Raw genomic sequence first — 16,343 nt, 5'->3', positions numbered from 1 at the left:
CATTGCAATTTATTTTTCTGATCTAATCGTGATTGTATCTAAATTAAACAGTTAATTTGTTTGATTATTTCATATTAAATGTTACAAAACCATTGAAATATCTTATTTTGTAATAAGAGATAATCATTATAATTAAGTAGATGGTAAAATGGACTTTACAGGGTGATTGCTATGTTTGAATTTTTATCTTTATATAATATGAAAGATCAAGCATTTAAATTTGGTAGTAATTTTTATGCAGGTTTAAAGGCAGTTGCAAATTTTCCATGGGATTTATATGACCTGTATCATAGGCCACAGGTACAACCGATTGCACGTCAATTGGTATTCTATCATCTAGTTACCTTTGGTTCAGTGATCGCATTAAATTATTTAAATCAATTAGTATTTCCAGAACCTGATGATGAATTAGATGCTATGAATCAATCAATCAGTTACCAAATCGCTAATATGGCTTCAGATGCACTTGTAGTAGTTGCGGCAAATGCAGTTGTTTATGTATTCCCATTAACTTATGGATTAGCTACTGAAATTAATTACAGTGAGCAAGCGATGATTGAAAATGCCAAAAAAGAACGAACAATTGAAGCGTGTGAGCATAGTTCATTGAATCATATTGGCCAATCCTTGAAGCTACCATTATTTTTTCCCATTAGCACTATTCAAAGTAAGTTGTTATCTCAAATCCCGTATATATCATTGCCTGTTATGACGTATACTAGTTTAATTCAGATATCAGCTTTTGAGTATAATCGAGATGTTTGTCGAGGTGAATGTCCTGAGAAAGCATTTCGTTCACTAGAGAGTAAAAATGGATTTTTATTAGGTCAGGCAAGTGCCTATATGGGTTTAATGGGGCTATTTAACTTTGTCATGCCTGCACCTTTAAATGCAATGTTTGCCTCTATGCTTTATCATAGTTTTTCTTTGGCAACGGTATTTCGTAAATCAGATGCCTCTAAAGATGACTTTAATTTTCATGTGATAAAAAGTTCAGAAGTATTATTTGAAAAAACTAAGGATTTTATCGTTTGGATAAATAAGGGTAAAGAGCCAAGTGATTTACCAAAACGCATTAGCCGATTACTATTTGAGCATATGAAGCTATTAAGAAAAATATTACCACTAGAACCAAAGTGGTATAATTTACCATTTCATAAAGCTTTAGGCATTTATAAATCAACTATTGATAATTCTGCAGGCTATCTCTCTATTGCAGATCAGTATGGTTTATTATCGATGGCGCGTTTTTTCTTTAGAGCGTCAGAAAAATTAGCCTTGATTAATAAAAATGGTACAAGAGATTTCTTATTAAATAAGATTGACCATGATGTATTACAGAGCTTGTTAGATGACTTATCACAGGCGCTTGAAGGTTATCAAAAAGATTACTCTTCTGATGATCAATTAATTCATTATTTGTTAGGACATGAATATAGTAATGGTGTCATCATTAAGCGCTTTACTGCTGGGCCAATTGAAATTAATGAAAGTTTTTTTCGTCAATCTAATAATCAGAAAGATGATTATGTCATTGTAAAAAATGAAGGAATACCAGAAGCTGTATTTATGCAAAGTTATCATCAAGAAGGCACTCAAGTTACAAGCACCTATGAGCAGTAACATAATCTAAATAATGCCAGTGACTTGCAGAGATATGCCTTTTAAGGCACAATTGATTCAGCCTAAATAAATATAAGTTCAATAGTTGTAGATTATGAGTATTTTTAAACGATTTCGTAGTGATAAGCCTAAAGAAGATAAGCAAATTAGCGATCAAGAAATTATTAAAAAAGCAAAAGAGAAAGCATCAGAAGATCAATTAGATAAAACTTCTCAATCATTACGCTCTGAGGTGGCAATACCTGAGAAAAAAGGCTTTTTAACTCGTTTAAAATCAGGTTTAAGTAAAACTCGAGCCAAATTAGGCAATGGTTTATTTGATATTTTATTAGGTAAAAAAATTATCGATGAAGAATTAATCGATGAGATTGAAGTGAAACTATTAACAGCTGATATTGGTGTTGAAGCCACAAGTGAGATTATTGAGGCCATTAGAGATAAAGTCTCACGTAATGAATTACAATCAATTGAACAATTAACAGAACTTCTTAAGATGCGTTTAAATCAGATTCTATTACCCGTTGAACAACCATTGGTAATTGATAGTGAGAAAAAACCATTTGTGATTTTAATGGTTGGAATTAATGGTGCTGGTAAGACAACAACCATTGGTAAATTAGCCAAGCAATTTCAAAGTCAGGGCAAAAGTGTTATGTTAGCAGCTGGCGATACATTTAGAGCTGCTGCTGTAGAGCAATTACAAGCATGGGGTGCTAGAAATGAAGTACCTGTTGTTGCTCAGCATACAGGTGCTGATAGTGCCTCAGTTATTTATGATGCAGTCTCTAGTGCTAAATCACGTGATATTGATGTGGTCATTGCAGATACCGCAGGTAGGCTACATAATAAAGGTCATTTAATGCAAGAATTACAAAAAGTTGTCAGAGTCATGAAAAAGCTTGACGCATCAGCACCGCATGAAGTGATGCTTGTTCTTGATTCAGGAACTGGACAGAATGCGTTAATACAAGCACAGGAATTTAATCAAGCAGTAAAAGTCGATGGCATTACATTAACAAAGCTTGATGGAACAGCTAAAGGCGGCGTTATTTTTGCTATTGCTAAAGCTTTGAAGATTCCAGTAAGGTTTATTGGTATTGGCGAAGGTGTAGATGACTTAGCCCAATTTAATGCCAATGCATTTGTGGATGCTGTTTTCAGCAATGAAGGTGTTGTATAATTCTATATGATAATTTTTTAATTGAAGGAATCTTAAGATGACAGAATTCACAAATCTAACTGGGCGTGTTGTTATTCTTTTAATGGATTCTTTTGGTATTGGCTATAGTGAAGATGCAAAAAACTATGGTGATGTTGGTGCTGATACTTTAGGTCATATTGTCGATTATTGTGCTACTGGCAAAGCCAATACAAAGGGACGTCAAGGAGCACTTAAACTACCAAATTTAGCGAAAAGAGGTTTAGAAAAAGCGGCCCAATTAAGTCGAGGAAAGCCATTAACGCATTCGCTTGGATTTGATGGTAAACCTTGTGGCTATTATGGTTTTGCCAAAGAATTAAGCTTTGGTAAAGATACACCAAGTGGTCATTGGGAGATTGCAGGTGTTCCGGTATTATTTGATTGGCATTATTTTGAGCATTCAGATTATGGTGATACTTTTCCAAAAACATTTTTAGAGCGTTGGATTAAGGTATGCCAGTTAGATGAAGGTATCTTAGATGCAGGTCATGCATCGGGTACTGAAGTTATTAACCGTCTTGGTGATACCCATTGCCAGAGTAAAAAACCAATTGTCTATACTTCAGCCGATAGCGTATTTCAAATTGCAGCACATGAACAACACTTCGGTTTAGAAAGGCTTTATGACATTTCTTTTAAAGCACGAGAGATTTTAGATCAAATGGATTTAATGGTTGGACGAGTTATTGCAAGACCATTTGTTGGTAAAAATGGGAATTATACACGCACTGGCAATCGTCGTGATTATTCAATTTTACCACCAGAGCTAACATTACTTGATTATTTAACCCAAGCTGGTGGAGAAGTTATTTCAATTGGTAAGATTGCTGATATTTATGCTCATCAAGGTATTAGTAAAAAAATAAAAGCCACAGGGCTTGATGATTTATTTAATCAAACGCTTAATGAATTAAATAATGCCGATCAAGGCAGTTTAATTTTTACTAATTTTGTTGATTTTGACTCAAGTTATGGGCATAGACGTGATGTGGCAGGTTATGCAGAAGCGTTGGAGTATTTAGATAGTCGCCTACCAGAATTAGATGCGCAACTAAAAGCAGGTGATTTAGTCATTGTTGCAGCCGACCATGGTTGTGATCCTACTTGGCCTGGAACTGATCATACGCGAGAGCACATTCCAGTATTAGCTTGGAATAAAGATAATTCCATATCCGTTGAAATTGGTCAACGTGATAGTTTTGCTGATATTGGCCAGAGTATTGCATCGTTTATGGGCTTAGCACCTCTAAGCTATGGTAAATCATTTTTATAGTAAAATCTTAATGGGTCGTAAAATACGATGTTTAATAAAGAACAGATTATTTCATTAATCGATTTAACCTTATTAGATGAACAGGGTCATTTTTCAGAAATAGAAGCTTTATGTCAAAAAGCAAATCATATAGATATACCTGTTGCATCAATTTGTATTTATTCAAGGTTTATACAGAAAGCACAAGCAATATTAGATAAGCAAATCCCAATTGCCACTGTGATTAATTTTCCAAACGGTGATCAACCCGTAAGTAATGTGATTCAAGAAGCTGAATTTGCTCTTAATCAAGGTGCAGATGAAATCGATTTAGTAATTCCTTATCAGAACTATTTGTTATCTAATCAAACAGATGAACAGTCAATTGAATTAATAAAACAAATCAAAGCAATGTGTCATGATAAAATATTAAAAGTTATTATTGAATCTGGTGAATTGAAATCCTCTCAACTCATTAAACAAGCATCGATTGATGCAGTTTTAGCAGGTGCTGATTTTATTAAAACATCGACTGGTAAAGTAGTAGTTGGTGCAACGCTTGATGCAGCATCTGTCATGTTAGATGTAATTAAAGATTGTCAAAATCAGGGGGTATTATGTGGGTTTAAAGCATCTGGTGGAATTAGAACACCAAAAGATGCGATTAACTACTTAGAACTAGCCCAAGAAAAATTAGGTGATGACTTTATTCATCGAAAAACGTTTCGTTTTGGCGCTAGTAGTTTATTGGATGATTTGATTTAACGTTCAAAATTATTACCTTTATCTGGGCCTGGCATGCTAGGCGCATCTGGTCCAAATAATCCAGTAGGGCTAGATGATTTTTGGGCTGTAGGCTCTGTAGTTTTAGAAATCTCTTGCTGAAGCTCAGTAATATTTGTAGAGCTCTCTAAACTACCATGTTCAAATGAACGTTTGAGCGTTTCTACATTAAAGTTTTCTTTTAATTGCTCAGAAACTTGTTTATTGCCAAGTGCATCAGCTAAAATAGCAAGCCCACCTAGCCCTGCATTACCGAGACTACGTTGTGCTAAAACAGTTTCATTTGAGTGTTGTGGGAAAAACCCTTTTTTATCCGGCATGCTCATAAAATATCGCTCCAAATTTTAGTAAAACAGACACAAGTTCAAATTTTTTATGATCAATGGCTTGTAGCAATAAACTAAAACCATTAATTGGTTGATTAGGATCAACTTTTGCTTCTTTTAATAGAAAATGGGCGATCTTTGGTTTATTCAATGAAATGGTTCGATCAAGAGGACTTGTTTTTAAATCAAGATAGTCATTAATTTGAAAATCAAGACTAATGCCCGCATCCAGTAACTGTTTTAAATGATCGATGCGATTAGTATTCACTGCATGAATTGCACTGTATTGAATACAATCTAAATCTTTGACTTTATTGATTAGTTCAATACTAATTTTTGCACCATGTGATAATAAAAGCTGTACAGTTTGACGATTAAAGTTACCATCTTTTGCCGTTAATGCAGTATATAGTGATAACTGATCAATGGATTGAACGTCAGTATCAATGATTAGTTGAATCATTTCTTCATGACCGCGCGCAATGGCTTCAGTTAAGGGTGTTGTTTCTTTACCATTATATTTAACAAAGGTAAAATTTGGACTAACCCCTTGCTCAATCAATTGCTTTAATCGATCAATATCATTCTGTTCAGTAGCCTTTAATAACAGGTAATTTGGATCCTGTTGTTGGCTATCATCGTCAAGATAATCATAAATCTCATCATCTGACATGGTTATCCCCTAGCGTTTGCTTTCATGTTAGACCGCCTGTTATATAAGTTTAACGTATTTTTTTCAAGGGATTAATACGATTTAAGAAGTAAATATATTTTATGTAATATAATTATGCTAATTTTTGAACTAACTATTTTTCATTCAATAAGTTACATTGAAATAAATTAGGCTAACTTTTATTAATCACGCTTCTTTTTTATGCGATTTGTATTGCGTTTTAAGTTCTTAATCGCAAAATTAACCATGTTTAGTTGTTCTTCTGCTAAGTCACTTGATTCAATAATATCCTGATATAGCTCAGTTGCCTGTTGAGTAATTCGATATAAATCCCAACTTTGATTCGTTTCATCAAGCATTTTAACTATTTTAACAATTAATTTAGTAAATAATAATAAATTTACTTGGCTATCGTGAATGCTAAAACTTTGTTCAATAATTGCATTAAATTGGTTATTTTGACTTTTTGCTAATTGTGCTTTTAATTCTTCTGTTGATAATACACGCTGTGTTGATTGCTCACTAGAAGGTGGACAGCAGGAACCAAGACCAGTTAAAAGCCAGGCAACATTAACACCGAGTAATTTGGCATATTTCTCAGCTAGTTGTGGCTTTAAGCAACGTTTATTCGTTTCATGTAGCGAATAGGTCGATGTCGGAATATTATTTGCCTGACAGAAGGCTTTAGCTGTTTTATAACCTGCAGCAATTCGGGCTTTTCTCAGGCGTGTACCTGCATTTTCATGATTCGACATGATGATAGTTACCATTACTTAATTAAAACATAGTTATTATACCGCTTATTGTAAATAATTTGCAAATTGTTTAAAAAATATTTGCAAAAAGTAAATATTATAATATAATTTGCTTATTGCAAATATAATTAATATGAATAACTAATTAATAGACCGATTAGTGGCTAAGGATATAAAAAATGAATAAATCGTTGATGATAGGTGCTGTGTTTTCATTGGCAAGCGCATTAGCATATGCAGTTTTAACTGCGACAATTAAAGCCTATGTTGTTGAAACGCCAATGCCATTATTAATTTTTATGCAAAGTATTGTTTGTTTATTTTTAACAATGCTGTTTGTAATTCGTAAATATAAATGGCAGTTTATATCGCTGAATCAATTCTCAAGTGTAAAACGTTATCATTTCTTACGTGCCATCTTTAGTCTTGGACTAAGTTATTTATTATTTTTATCCTTAAGTTATATCCCTTATATTGATGCAATTTTACTATTTAATACCTTTCCATTATGGGCAATTATCTTTGGCTTTATATTATTTAAAAATGAACTTAATTTACTGGTTATCCCGATGGTAGTGGTTGGGTTTTTAGGTGTATTATTTAGTATTGGTTTTGATCGAGGAGTCTTCTCTTTCGGTGCATTATTAGCAGTAGGTTCAGCTATTTCAGCAGCATTATCAATTTTAATGCAAAAAAAGGCATTAACAAAAGATGATAGTATTAAAAGTCTATTTTATTATTTTTTAGTAGCAACGGTTATTTCAGGTTTAATTTCTATTCCTTATTGGCATAGCTTACATCATATTGGTATTTTAATTATTGCCGGTGTCTTGTTATTTGTATCTCAAGCTGGCTTGATTTTAGCAACTCAATTTACCATTCCACAAGTTGTCTCAGCACTTTATTATAGTAATATTGTATTTTCATTAGTTATTTCATTGATTTATCTAAACGGTAGTTTAAGTGTGAGTATGTTATTCGGTATGTTTTTAATTATTATTTCAGGGCTTGGTGTTGTCTATTTTCAAAGTAAGACCAATAAGAAAAAGTCACATCAAATGACAAAAGTAAAAACCCTCTCAAAACCTATAATTAAGCGTGTAGTTTCTTATACTTGATGCGGTGTGGATTAATTGCATCATCACCTAAGCGTTTTTTCTTATCTTCAATATATGCTTGATAATTACCTTCAAACCAAGTGACATTAGAATCACCTTCAAAGGCTAGAATATGACTGGCAATTCGATCTAAGAACCAGCGATCATGCGAGATAACCATGACGACACCAGGGAAATTTAGTATTGCTTCTTCAAGCGCTCTTAGGGTTTCAACATCTAAGTCATTGGTTGGCTCATCGAGTAATAAAACATTACCACCAGCTTTAAGTAGTTTAGCAAGGTGTAGGCGATTTCTTTCTCCACCAGATAAATCTTTAACAAATTTTTGTTGGTCAGAACCTCTAAAATTAAAGCGTCCAACATATTGGCGAGAGGGTGTTTCATACCTACCAACGCTGATAACATCTAAGCCATCGGATATTGCTTCCCAGACAGTTTTATTATCATCAAGACTATTTCTAAATTGATTGACATAGGCAAGTGAGACAGTCTCACCAATTGAAATGCTACCTTCATCTGGTGTTTCACTGCCAGCAATCATATTAAAAAAGGTTGTTTTACCTGCGCCATTAGCGCCAATAATACCAACAATAGCACCAGCTGGCACATTCATATTTAATCCATTGATTAAGACTTTATCCTGAAAACTTTTATCTAAATTTTCAATATCAATTACACGATTACCTAGGCGCATACCTGGTGGAATATATAGTTCATTGGTTTCGTTACGCGTTTGAAATTCTCGTGAATTTAACTCTTCAAAGCGGGCAATTCTTGCTTTGGATTTACTTTGACGTCCTTTTGGATTTTGTCTAACCCACTCTAGTTCATGCTTTAAGGTGCGCTCATAAGCTGCCTGTTGGCGTTTTTCTTGTTGAATACGTTTTTCTTTCTGTTCAAGCCAGCTTGAATAATTGCCTTTAAATGGAATACCTTCGCCACGATCTAACTCTAATATCCACTGTGCAGCATTATCTAAGAAATAACGGTCATGTGTTACAGCGACAACAGTGCCTTTATAATCATGTAAAAAGCGTTCTAACCAAGCAACACTCTCAGCATCTAAATGGTTGGTTGGTTCATCTAATAATAAGATATCAGGTGATGATAACAGTAGTTTACATAAAGCGACACGGCGAATTTCACCACCAGAGAGTTTGGTAACATCACTTTTCCAAGGTGGTAGGCGTAATGCTTCTGCTGCGACTTCTAATTTACGCTCAAGTTCCCAAGCACCTGCTGCATCGATCTTATTTTGTAATTCGCCTTGCTTAACGAGCAATTTATTCATTTCATCTTCGCTTAAAGGCTCACAGAACTTCATGGATAATTCATCAAAGTCAGTTAGCATTTGTTTTAATTCTTTTAAGCCTTCTTCAACATTGCCTTTAACATCTTTAGTTGGGTCTAATTGAGGCTCTTGTGGTAAATAACCAATGCTTATACCTTTTCTTGGTGATGCGTCACCTTCGATTTCTGTATCTAAGCCTGCCATAATTTTTAATAAGGTTGATTTTCCAGAACCATTTAGGCCTAAAACACCAATTTTTGCACCATCAAAAAATGACAGTGAGATATCTTTTAAGATATATTTATTAGGGCCAGCTAATTTACTGACTCGGTGCATTGAAAAAATATACTTTTCTGACATAAAGTGTGCCTTTTTTATTTAATAGAAAATTTGCCTTATTTTTGCTGTTTTTAACCAAAGATACAAGTAATAAGTGGTGAAATTATATTTGAGAAGTTATTTTATCATGTTTAATCTAAGTTATAGTAGTTAGGGTAAGTCTAAATATAAAAGGGATTTAAATATGACTAAACTAATCGTTTATCTTATTTGTATGATTAATAGCGCCTTGAATATAGTTTATGCCTCAGATGATTTTATGAAATTAGATGAAGCACTACCAAATGATATGTATGATCAGATACAATCCATTGCACCTGTATTTGATTTTGATACAGATGGTTGTTTACCAAGTGCCGGTATTAGTAAAGATGGTAAACAAAATAGTGGCATCTATCCAAGTGTAGGTGATAGTTTAGGTAAAGACTGTCGCATGAATAACTTCCTTGATACATCCAATACATTACATCGCTATGTTTGTATTAGCAATCATTCAGATCAATACTGTGCACATTTTTTTGCATTGTATTTTAAAAAAGATCAAATTATAAATGATATTGGCGGCGGTCATCGCCATGATTGGGAATATGCTGCAGTTTGGACTAAAAATAACCAAGTGACCCATGGTAGTTATAGCGCTCATGGTGAGTTAATCACACGAGAAATTGGTCAGATTCCAACTATTAATAATCATATAATGATTGTCTATCATAAAGAGGGTGCATTAACCCATGCGATGCGTTTTGCAAAAACGAATGAAACGAATGAAACAAATGAGACAGCTGAAAATCCATATGGAAGATTTGTAACACCAACAATTGTCAGTTGGTATCAAATCCATGGTGATGACCAACATGATAATAAAACCATGCACCATTTACTAAATACGTTTAATTACGATCATGCGGTTATACCGATGCGAGATGATAATTTTTTAGCTAATGTTAATCAATTTAAACCCGAAGGTTATCCTGTTTTTTTAGAAGATTAAATAATTTAGCTTTTACATTGATCATTTGTTTTAACCATATTAATTAAAACCCAGTTATTGGCCTTAATCTTTGTCGCATAGATTTGATAGTACGTATTTTGATAGCATATCTGGTTTTGGCTGACTTGATTGGTTTGAGTATTTATTTTTTTGAACAGTTTAGCAGTCAATTGACTATTTAGATTTTTTTGACTTTTTTGATTTTTTGACAGGTTAGTAATGAGTTTGCCAGAGGCAGTAAATAGTGTAAAACTGCCTAACTGATTTAATGGCAGTAAAGCTAAAGACTTAAGTAATTTATCAATGGTAATATCGATTGAGGCAACACCAAGTAATTGGTTATTTTTGTAGATGGGGTAAGATGTTGTCACCATTAAACCATCACCCACTAAATCAACATAAGGCTCAGACCAGCCAGCTTTTTTATCTTTAAAGTTTGCTGCTTGATAGAAAGTCGTTTCAGTTGGATTTTTATTATTAACGGCCTGTTCAAGTGGTACATAAGGATAAATGGCCATGATGTTATCTTCAGTTGTAATATAGACCCAACCATCGTTAAAAATATTATAAAGTGTAATCATCGTTGGTGTAATTTCAATTAATGCATTGATTTCATACCACTGTGTTTTGGTTAATGGTTGATCATTAAGTATGTAGCTTGAAATAACAGGTGAGCGATAGGTTAATCCTTGGTGAGATTGATCAAAGAGAAATAGCTCACGAATACCTTTATTTTCGACACTTGATTTGACGATAATTTTTTGACTATTGTGTGATAATGTATTGTTTTTTTTATACAAGGCAGCATAGGTTTTACCTAAGGCAGTCACTGCATAAGATAGCGTTTCAAGTTGACTATTAATCTTATTAGCAAGCATTGAGACAAATAGTTTATTCGATGGCGTTTCAGTTGTTAAAGTACTAGCATAGCTTACAGTAGATAGTATTAATATTAATGTTGTAATAATAACCTTTTGCATCAGTTAACCCTTAGCTAGTTAGTTTGTTTTATATTAAGCATAACCTATCCTAAAATGAATGTAGATTTGAAATTGATAAAAAATTTTAAAATATGTGTTGACCCTAACGTTACGTGATTATGTAAGCTGTATTTTGCAAGCGAGGTATAGATGATGACAAAGTGGTATATTAAAGCATTTGCTAAATTAACCAATACTTCAGTAAGAACATTACATCATTATGATGAAATTGGTTTATTACAACCATCACTTAGAGAAGTAAATGGTTATCGTTTGTACTCACAAGCAGACTTAAATCGTATGCAGCAGATCATTGCATTAAAATCATTTGGCTTTAAATTAAGTCAAATTAAAGATCTTTTAGCTCAAAAGATGAGCTTAAAATCTCATCTTAAAATGCAGCTAGAGTTTTTAGAGGATAAAAAAAGATCTTTAAATAACACAATTGATGCCTTAGAGCAGGTGATAAGATCGTGTGTTGATGATCAGTTGATTAATTGGAAAAGTACAATTGCATTAATTGAGGTATATCGTATGACAGAAGACTTACAAAAAACTTGGGCGGGTAAAGTTTTAGATGAAAAAGAGCTAAAAACGTATGCTGAGTTTGAAAAAGAATTAACAAGCAAAAGGCCTGCAACAGAAGAAGCATTTAAGAAGCGTTGGCAAATGATTTGCCAAGAAATTAAAGAGCATGTGAACGAAGATCCTCAAAGTGATATTGGCATTAAAATTGCTGAAAAAGTCCATGGGGCTATTTATAATCTATATGGAAAGAAATATGCCAAACTTAAACATAGCATATGGGAGAAAGGCTTTAAAACAGGTGCTAATCAACCACAAGAAAATCATGGTTTAACACCTGAAATGGTTCAATGGCTAGATACAGCAATGGGTGCTTATTGGCAAAAGCGTAATCGTGGCATTTTAATGCAGATTGGTCAAAAGCCAGATTATGATATTATTGATGAATTTGTTTTAAGTTTAAGAGAAATGTATGGTGATGAAGTTCAGTTAAAGTTAGAATTTTTTCAGATGATTTATCATCATGAAAGTATTCCACAAAAAACCAAAGACTGGATTAAAAAGCATCAAAATGAATTGCTATCATAGATTTAAAGGGGTAGCTCAACTAAAGCAATGATACCAGAAGGTTTATTGGGTAATAATTTAATACTACCACCATGACCTTCTATAATCTCTTTGGTTATATTTAAGCCAAGGCCAGAGCCTGGAATATCATGATTACGACTCTGATCGACCCGATAAAAAGGCTCAAAGAGTTTTTCATAGTTATCTATTTTGATACCAAAGCCTTGATCTGTGACTTTACAAATAATTGTATTAGTGCTTTGCTGTAAGTGAATTTCAACGGCTTCTTTGCCATATTTAAGCGCATTATCTAGTAAATTAGTAATCGCACGCTTAATGGCCATCATGCGACCATGATAAATGATCCCTTCTTGAATTTCTGCTTGTATTTTATAGCCAAGGTCGACTAAATCATTGACCATTGAGTCAATTAATAATGATAAATCAAAATCAATGGCATTTTCTTCTTCAATAAAGTTTTTTGAGAAGGTTAAAATTGAAGCAATCATGGTTTCTAGTTGGTTAATATCATTTAATAATGCATCGCGTTTATCATCATCTTCTAATAATTCTGCCCGTAATTTAATTCGTGTGATCGGTGTTTTTAAGTCATGTGAAATAGCAGCAAGCATTTGAGTTCTTTTTTGTAAGGCTTGTTGTAAGATCGTTTGAATGCTCTGAATTGAAGTATATAGTTTATGTGCATCATTATGCTCAATGGGTAAGATGATTTGACTGTATATATTTTTTGATAGCTGTGATAAAGCTTCAATGGCTAATAAATTTATTTTTTCTAATCGTTTTACTGCCCAGAAACACAGATAAAGCATTAACATAATTAATAAAACCATCACACAGATACAAATAATTGTTAATACAGTGATGCGATTAAAGGGTGAAAATTTAATCAGTAATAATTGGTTTTTATGTTTAAGTAAGATTGGTTTATCCCAATTAAATGGGGGCTTAATATCACCTGTAGTTAGTATTGGAATATGTTTTCTTTGTGGGTTATTTTTTCTAAGTGTGTGTACTTTAACTTCAATACCAGGAATGCTCTCTAGGCGTCTTTTTAGTTGGCTAATACTTTGTTTGGTATCATTTAATATTTGTAAAATATTCATTTGTGCAAGTCGGCCATAAATGCTATCACCAGATAACTCTCTTAATTGAAAACCAACTAAACATAATAAAAGGCCAATAAATAATAACCCTGTGATTAAGATTAAATAAGTACTTTTAGCTAAAGATGTTTTCATAAAAATTAGTCCAATGAAGTTAATACTTTAGGTTTTGTTACTAATTGATAACCCTCTCCTCGAACTGTTTTTAAAAGTTTAGGGGCTTTATAATCAGTTTCAATTTTTTTACGCAAACGCCCAATTAAGACATCAACACTTCGATCCATAGGGTCAAAGTCGCGTCCATAGAGCTTTTCCATAATTTGATTACGTGAAAGAATTTGATTTGGGTGTGTTAAAAATACATCCAATAAACGGTATTCTTTACTACTGAGAGAAATTACAATATCTTGTTGGTTGATTAACACATGACGATGATGATCTAGGCGCCATTGATCAAATTCAATGATATGACCTTGTACTTTAGTTTGAACCAGTTGGCCACTACTACGTCTTAATAAGGCTTTCATGCGCGCTAGTAATTCACGCGTATTAAATGGTTTAGGTAAATAATCATCTGCACCGACTTCTAAACCTAAAATACGATCGCTGTCATCATCTAGGGCGCTGATAATAATAATTGGTATGCTGTATTCTTGTCTTAAAAATTGACATAATTCAAAACCATTAATATGCGGTAGCATAATATCTAAGAGGATGATATCGAATATTTTTTCTTTAATAAGCTTTTTCATGCTAATGCCATCTTTAGCGATGGTAACTTGATAGTGAAATTTTTCTAAAAATTCAGATAATAACTCGCCAATGGACTGATCATCATCAACGATAAGCACTTGTGTTTTTGTCATGGTCTATTACCTTGATCGATCTTATGTAACAAACTTGTTACATAAAAAGTCTATTTTGTCATATTGCTATTACATTCGCCTTTTAAACTTAATTATGTCACAGCAAGGTTGAATAACACAGGAGAAGATTATGAAAAAGCTAGCCTCAACTTTATTGATTGCAACGTTTTGTGCAACAACAACCTCAGTTGCATTAGCATCACCAAAAGACAAAAATAAACCTTATAAAATGCAGCGAGAACCACTTAATTTAACATCTGAAGAAGCGCAAACTATTGTACAAGCAGGCATTATTAAGCATGGTCAAGCAGATAATGCAGTGATTGAAAAAACACAAACGATTAAACTTGATGGTAATAAAACATTTTATATGGTTTATGTGGCAAATAAAAATCAATCAACGCCGAATAAATTCTTTATTGTCGATGCACAGAATGGTCATATTCAAATGTATCCTAAGCCTAAATTTAAACATAAAAACCGCCCTCTACCACCGCAGGCATTGGAGTTTCAGCCCCAAGCAAAGCCAATGCCTGTCATGGTACAAGGATAGTTAATTTATTTTAAAAGGATTTATTAGGTTTATTATTACTGTAAGTAACCATGCATTACCTTAAATAATAATTAATCAAGTTTTGATATTGGGCAGTATTTGAATTTAAATGAATATCAAGCGAAGCATCTTCAGCAGAGCCTGTACCATCAGCGTGATATTGACCATTAGATTCTGATAAGCTTAGTAATAGACCATCGACTTCAGAATTAAATAATTTAAATGAATTTAGTTTAGCTGTTTGACTAATTGTGGTGCTTGAGTCGTATTGAATGGTATTATTTTTGCAGATAACAGGAATATCACCACCAGCATCAGGACAAAATAGCCCATGTTTTTTAAGCTTTAAACTAACAATTGCTTTATCTGTTGACCCAGCCACAGGTTTACTTGTAACTTCTAAGTCATTGCCTGAATAATTGCAACTAATAATTGATTTTTTAGCAGTTATGATACTGCCATTATCATCCCAGTGGCGAGAACCTTGAGCCAAAGTAGTACATAAATCCTGGGCAAATAATGTTTGTGATAAAGGAGCCATCATAAGTATGATTAGTAAATTTCGCAAATGAGTATTCATCTTTATTGGCATAGTAAACATCCATTTTATATCTGATTTTTAAAGTTATTATGTAAATTATCACACCTTTGAAAATAAATATAGGCTGTGATTGATCAAGATTTGATTGCTTAATTATAGATGGTTATGCAATAATTTTTTAACTACAAAAACGCTATGAACAATTAAATAAACTTTGTAATGAAATCAATTAAACTACTTTTACTTGTTATGTTATGTTTCAGTTTAACTTCTTGTGCATTATTTCGGGTTAAATCAACAGAAACACCAGAAGTTGAGGTTGCCAAGGGCGTTAACATTAATTTACCTACGCCTGAGCAATTAAATATTAACTATCATTCAAATCAAATATTATCAGCAACTTATAGCATTAATGGTAAAACACAAACCTATACTTCGGAAGTAATCGTAGAAGTTAATCCAAAGCATATTATTTTAGTTGCAGCTTCAGGTTGGGGAGGAACGATTTTTTCCATTGATTATGATGGAAGAAATATTAAAAGCTCATCACTACCTATGCCAAATGCGGCAATGGGGATTAAGCATACCTTAAGTGATTTTATTTTTACTTATGCTAGTGAGTCAGTGCTTAAATCGATGTTTAAAGGTAGTGGTATTACGCTGAAAGTTTCACCAAAGGAGCGATTATTTTACTTAAATAATAAGCTATTTATGAAAATTAATTATGATCATAAAAACCCTTGGGTCAGTAATATTAAACTTGAAAATTTTTTATATCATTACACGATAAAGATTCAGAATTTATCGGTAGAGATTAATACTTAGGTTTGGTATT

The 16,343-nt window shown here is 33.0% G+C and carries 17 protein-coding genes; 9 read left to right on the top strand and 8 right to left on the bottom strand.

The window, feature by feature from the left end; genetic code table 11:
* Nucleotides 1-171 precede the first annotated feature (171 nt).
* The 4 genes from KFE69_13070 (at nucleotide 172) to deoC (ending at nucleotide 4,841) form a co-directional block, all read left to right on the top strand.
* A complete protein-coding gene (locus KFE69_13070) occupies nucleotides 172-1,623 on the top strand; it encodes a hypothetical protein (GenBank protein ID UTW42394.1) in 1,452 nt (483 codons plus the stop codon).
* A gap of 94 nt (nucleotides 1,624-1,717) precedes the next feature.
* The gene (gene ftsY, locus KFE69_13065) at nucleotides 1,718-2,803 is read left to right on the top strand and encodes a signal recognition particle-docking protein FtsY (protein UTW42393.1); all 1,086 of its coding nucleotides are present in this window, start codon (nucleotides 1,718-1,720) and stop codon (nucleotides 2,801-2,803) included.
* A 37-nt stretch (nucleotides 2,804-2,840) separates the two neighbouring features.
* Nucleotides 2,841-4,097 (top strand): phosphopentomutase, encoded by a 1,257-nt coding sequence (locus tag KFE69_13060; GenBank protein UTW42392.1) that lies wholly within the window; start codon nucleotides 2,841-2,843, stop codon nucleotides 4,095-4,097.
* Nucleotides 4,098-4,124: 27 nt separating this feature from the next.
* Nucleotides 4,125-4,841 (top strand): deoxyribose-phosphate aldolase, encoded by a 717-nt coding sequence (gene deoC, locus KFE69_13055; GenBank protein ID UTW42391.1) that lies wholly within the window; start codon nucleotides 4,125-4,127, stop codon nucleotides 4,839-4,841.
* On the opposite strand, the gene KFE69_13050 is transcribed toward deoC, so the two are convergent.
* The 3 genes from KFE69_13050 to KFE69_13040 form a co-directional block, all read right to left on the bottom strand.
* On the bottom strand, nucleotides 4,838-5,179 hold the full coding sequence (locus KFE69_13050) for a hypothetical protein (protein ID UTW42390.1): 342 nt from the start codon (nucleotides 5,177-5,179) through the stop codon (nucleotides 4,838-4,840). The two genes, deoC and KFE69_13050, sit on opposite strands and share 4 nt — an antisense overlap.
* Nucleotides 5,169-5,858 (bottom strand): ankyrin repeat domain-containing protein, encoded by a 690-nt coding sequence (locus KFE69_13045; protein ID UTW42389.1) that lies wholly within the window; start codon nucleotides 5,856-5,858, stop codon nucleotides 5,169-5,171. Before KFE69_13045 ends, KFE69_13050 begins: the two co-directional genes overlap by 11 nt.
* 182 nt (nucleotides 5,859-6,040) lie before the next feature.
* On the bottom strand, nucleotides 6,041-6,613 hold the full coding sequence (locus KFE69_13040; GenBank protein ID UTW42388.1) for a helix-turn-helix transcriptional regulator: 573 nt from the start codon (nucleotides 6,611-6,613) through the stop codon (nucleotides 6,041-6,043).
* Between the two features lie 179 nt (nucleotides 6,614-6,792).
* Here KFE69_13040 and KFE69_13035 point away from each other — a divergent pair, with 179 nt between their 5' ends.
* Complete coding sequence (locus tag KFE69_13035; protein UTW42387.1) at nucleotides 6,793-7,731, top strand: DMT family transporter; 939 nt, start codon at nucleotides 6,793-6,795, stop codon at nucleotides 7,729-7,731.
* On the opposite strand, the gene ettA is transcribed toward KFE69_13035, so the two are convergent.
* A complete protein-coding gene (gene ettA / locus KFE69_13030) occupies nucleotides 7,706-9,382 on the bottom strand; it encodes an energy-dependent translational throttle protein EttA (GenBank protein UTW42386.1) in 1,677 nt (558 codons plus the stop codon). The two genes, KFE69_13035 and ettA, sit on opposite strands and share 26 nt — an antisense overlap.
* A gap of 163 nt (nucleotides 9,383-9,545) precedes the next feature.
* Between ettA and KFE69_13025 the strand changes: the two genes are divergently transcribed.
* Nucleotides 9,546-10,352: an NPP1 family protein gene (locus KFE69_13025; protein ID UTW42385.1), complete on the top strand. Its 807-nt coding sequence runs from the start codon at nucleotides 9,546-9,548 to the stop codon at nucleotides 10,350-10,352.
* Between the two features lie 5 nt (nucleotides 10,353-10,357).
* Here KFE69_13025 and KFE69_13020 read toward each other — a convergent pair whose 3' ends face one another.
* On the bottom strand, nucleotides 10,358-11,332 hold the full coding sequence (locus KFE69_13020) for a hypothetical protein (GenBank protein ID UTW42384.1): 975 nt from the start codon (nucleotides 11,330-11,332) through the stop codon (nucleotides 10,358-10,360).
* Nucleotides 11,333-11,485: 153 nt separating this feature from the next.
* Between KFE69_13020 and KFE69_13015 the strand changes: the two genes are divergently transcribed.
* On the top strand, nucleotides 11,486-12,445 hold the full coding sequence (locus KFE69_13015; protein UTW42383.1) for a MerR family transcriptional regulator: 960 nt from the start codon (nucleotides 11,486-11,488) through the stop codon (nucleotides 12,443-12,445).
* Nucleotides 12,446-12,447: 2 nt separating this feature from the next.
* Here KFE69_13015 and KFE69_13010 read toward each other — a convergent pair whose 3' ends face one another.
* Together KFE69_13010 and KFE69_13005 are read right to left on the bottom strand one after the other, a co-directional pair.
* Complete coding sequence (locus KFE69_13010) at nucleotides 12,448-13,683, bottom strand: HAMP domain-containing histidine kinase (GenBank protein ID UTW42382.1); 1,236 nt, start codon at nucleotides 13,681-13,683, stop codon at nucleotides 12,448-12,450.
* Between the two features lie 5 nt (nucleotides 13,684-13,688).
* The gene (locus KFE69_13005; protein ID UTW42381.1) at nucleotides 13,689-14,414 is read right to left on the bottom strand and encodes a response regulator transcription factor; all 726 of its coding nucleotides are present in this window, start codon (nucleotides 14,412-14,414) and stop codon (nucleotides 13,689-13,691) included.
* Nucleotides 14,415-14,544: 130 nt separating this feature from the next.
* On the opposite strand from KFE69_13005, the gene KFE69_13000 reads away from it, so the two are divergent.
* Complete coding sequence (locus tag KFE69_13000) at nucleotides 14,545-14,967, top strand: hypothetical protein (GenBank protein UTW42380.1); 423 nt, start codon at nucleotides 14,545-14,547, stop codon at nucleotides 14,965-14,967.
* A gap of 55 nt (nucleotides 14,968-15,022) precedes the next feature.
* Here the strand turns inward: KFE69_13000 and KFE69_12995 are convergent, their stop codons facing one another.
* Nucleotides 15,023-15,559 carry a hypothetical protein gene (locus tag KFE69_12995; GenBank protein ID UTW42379.1) on the bottom strand — a complete coding sequence of 179 codons (537 nt, stop codon included), beginning with the start codon at nucleotides 15,557-15,559 and terminating at the stop codon, nucleotides 15,023-15,025.
* A gap of 168 nt (nucleotides 15,560-15,727) precedes the next feature.
* On the opposite strand from KFE69_12995, the gene KFE69_12990 reads away from it, so the two are divergent.
* Entirely contained in the window at nucleotides 15,728-16,333 is a 606-nt protein-coding gene (locus KFE69_12990; protein UTW42378.1) for a DUF3261 domain-containing protein, read from the top strand.
* Nucleotides 16,334-16,343: the final 10 nt, after the last annotated feature.

It is taken from the genome of bacterium SCSIO 12844 (genome assembly GCA_024397935.1).
Classification (GTDB): domain Bacteria; phylum Pseudomonadota; class Gammaproteobacteria; order Francisellales; family Francisellaceae; genus M0027.
Note: the sequence above shows the minus strand (reverse complement) of the source record. Positions and strands in the feature narration are given on the sequence as shown.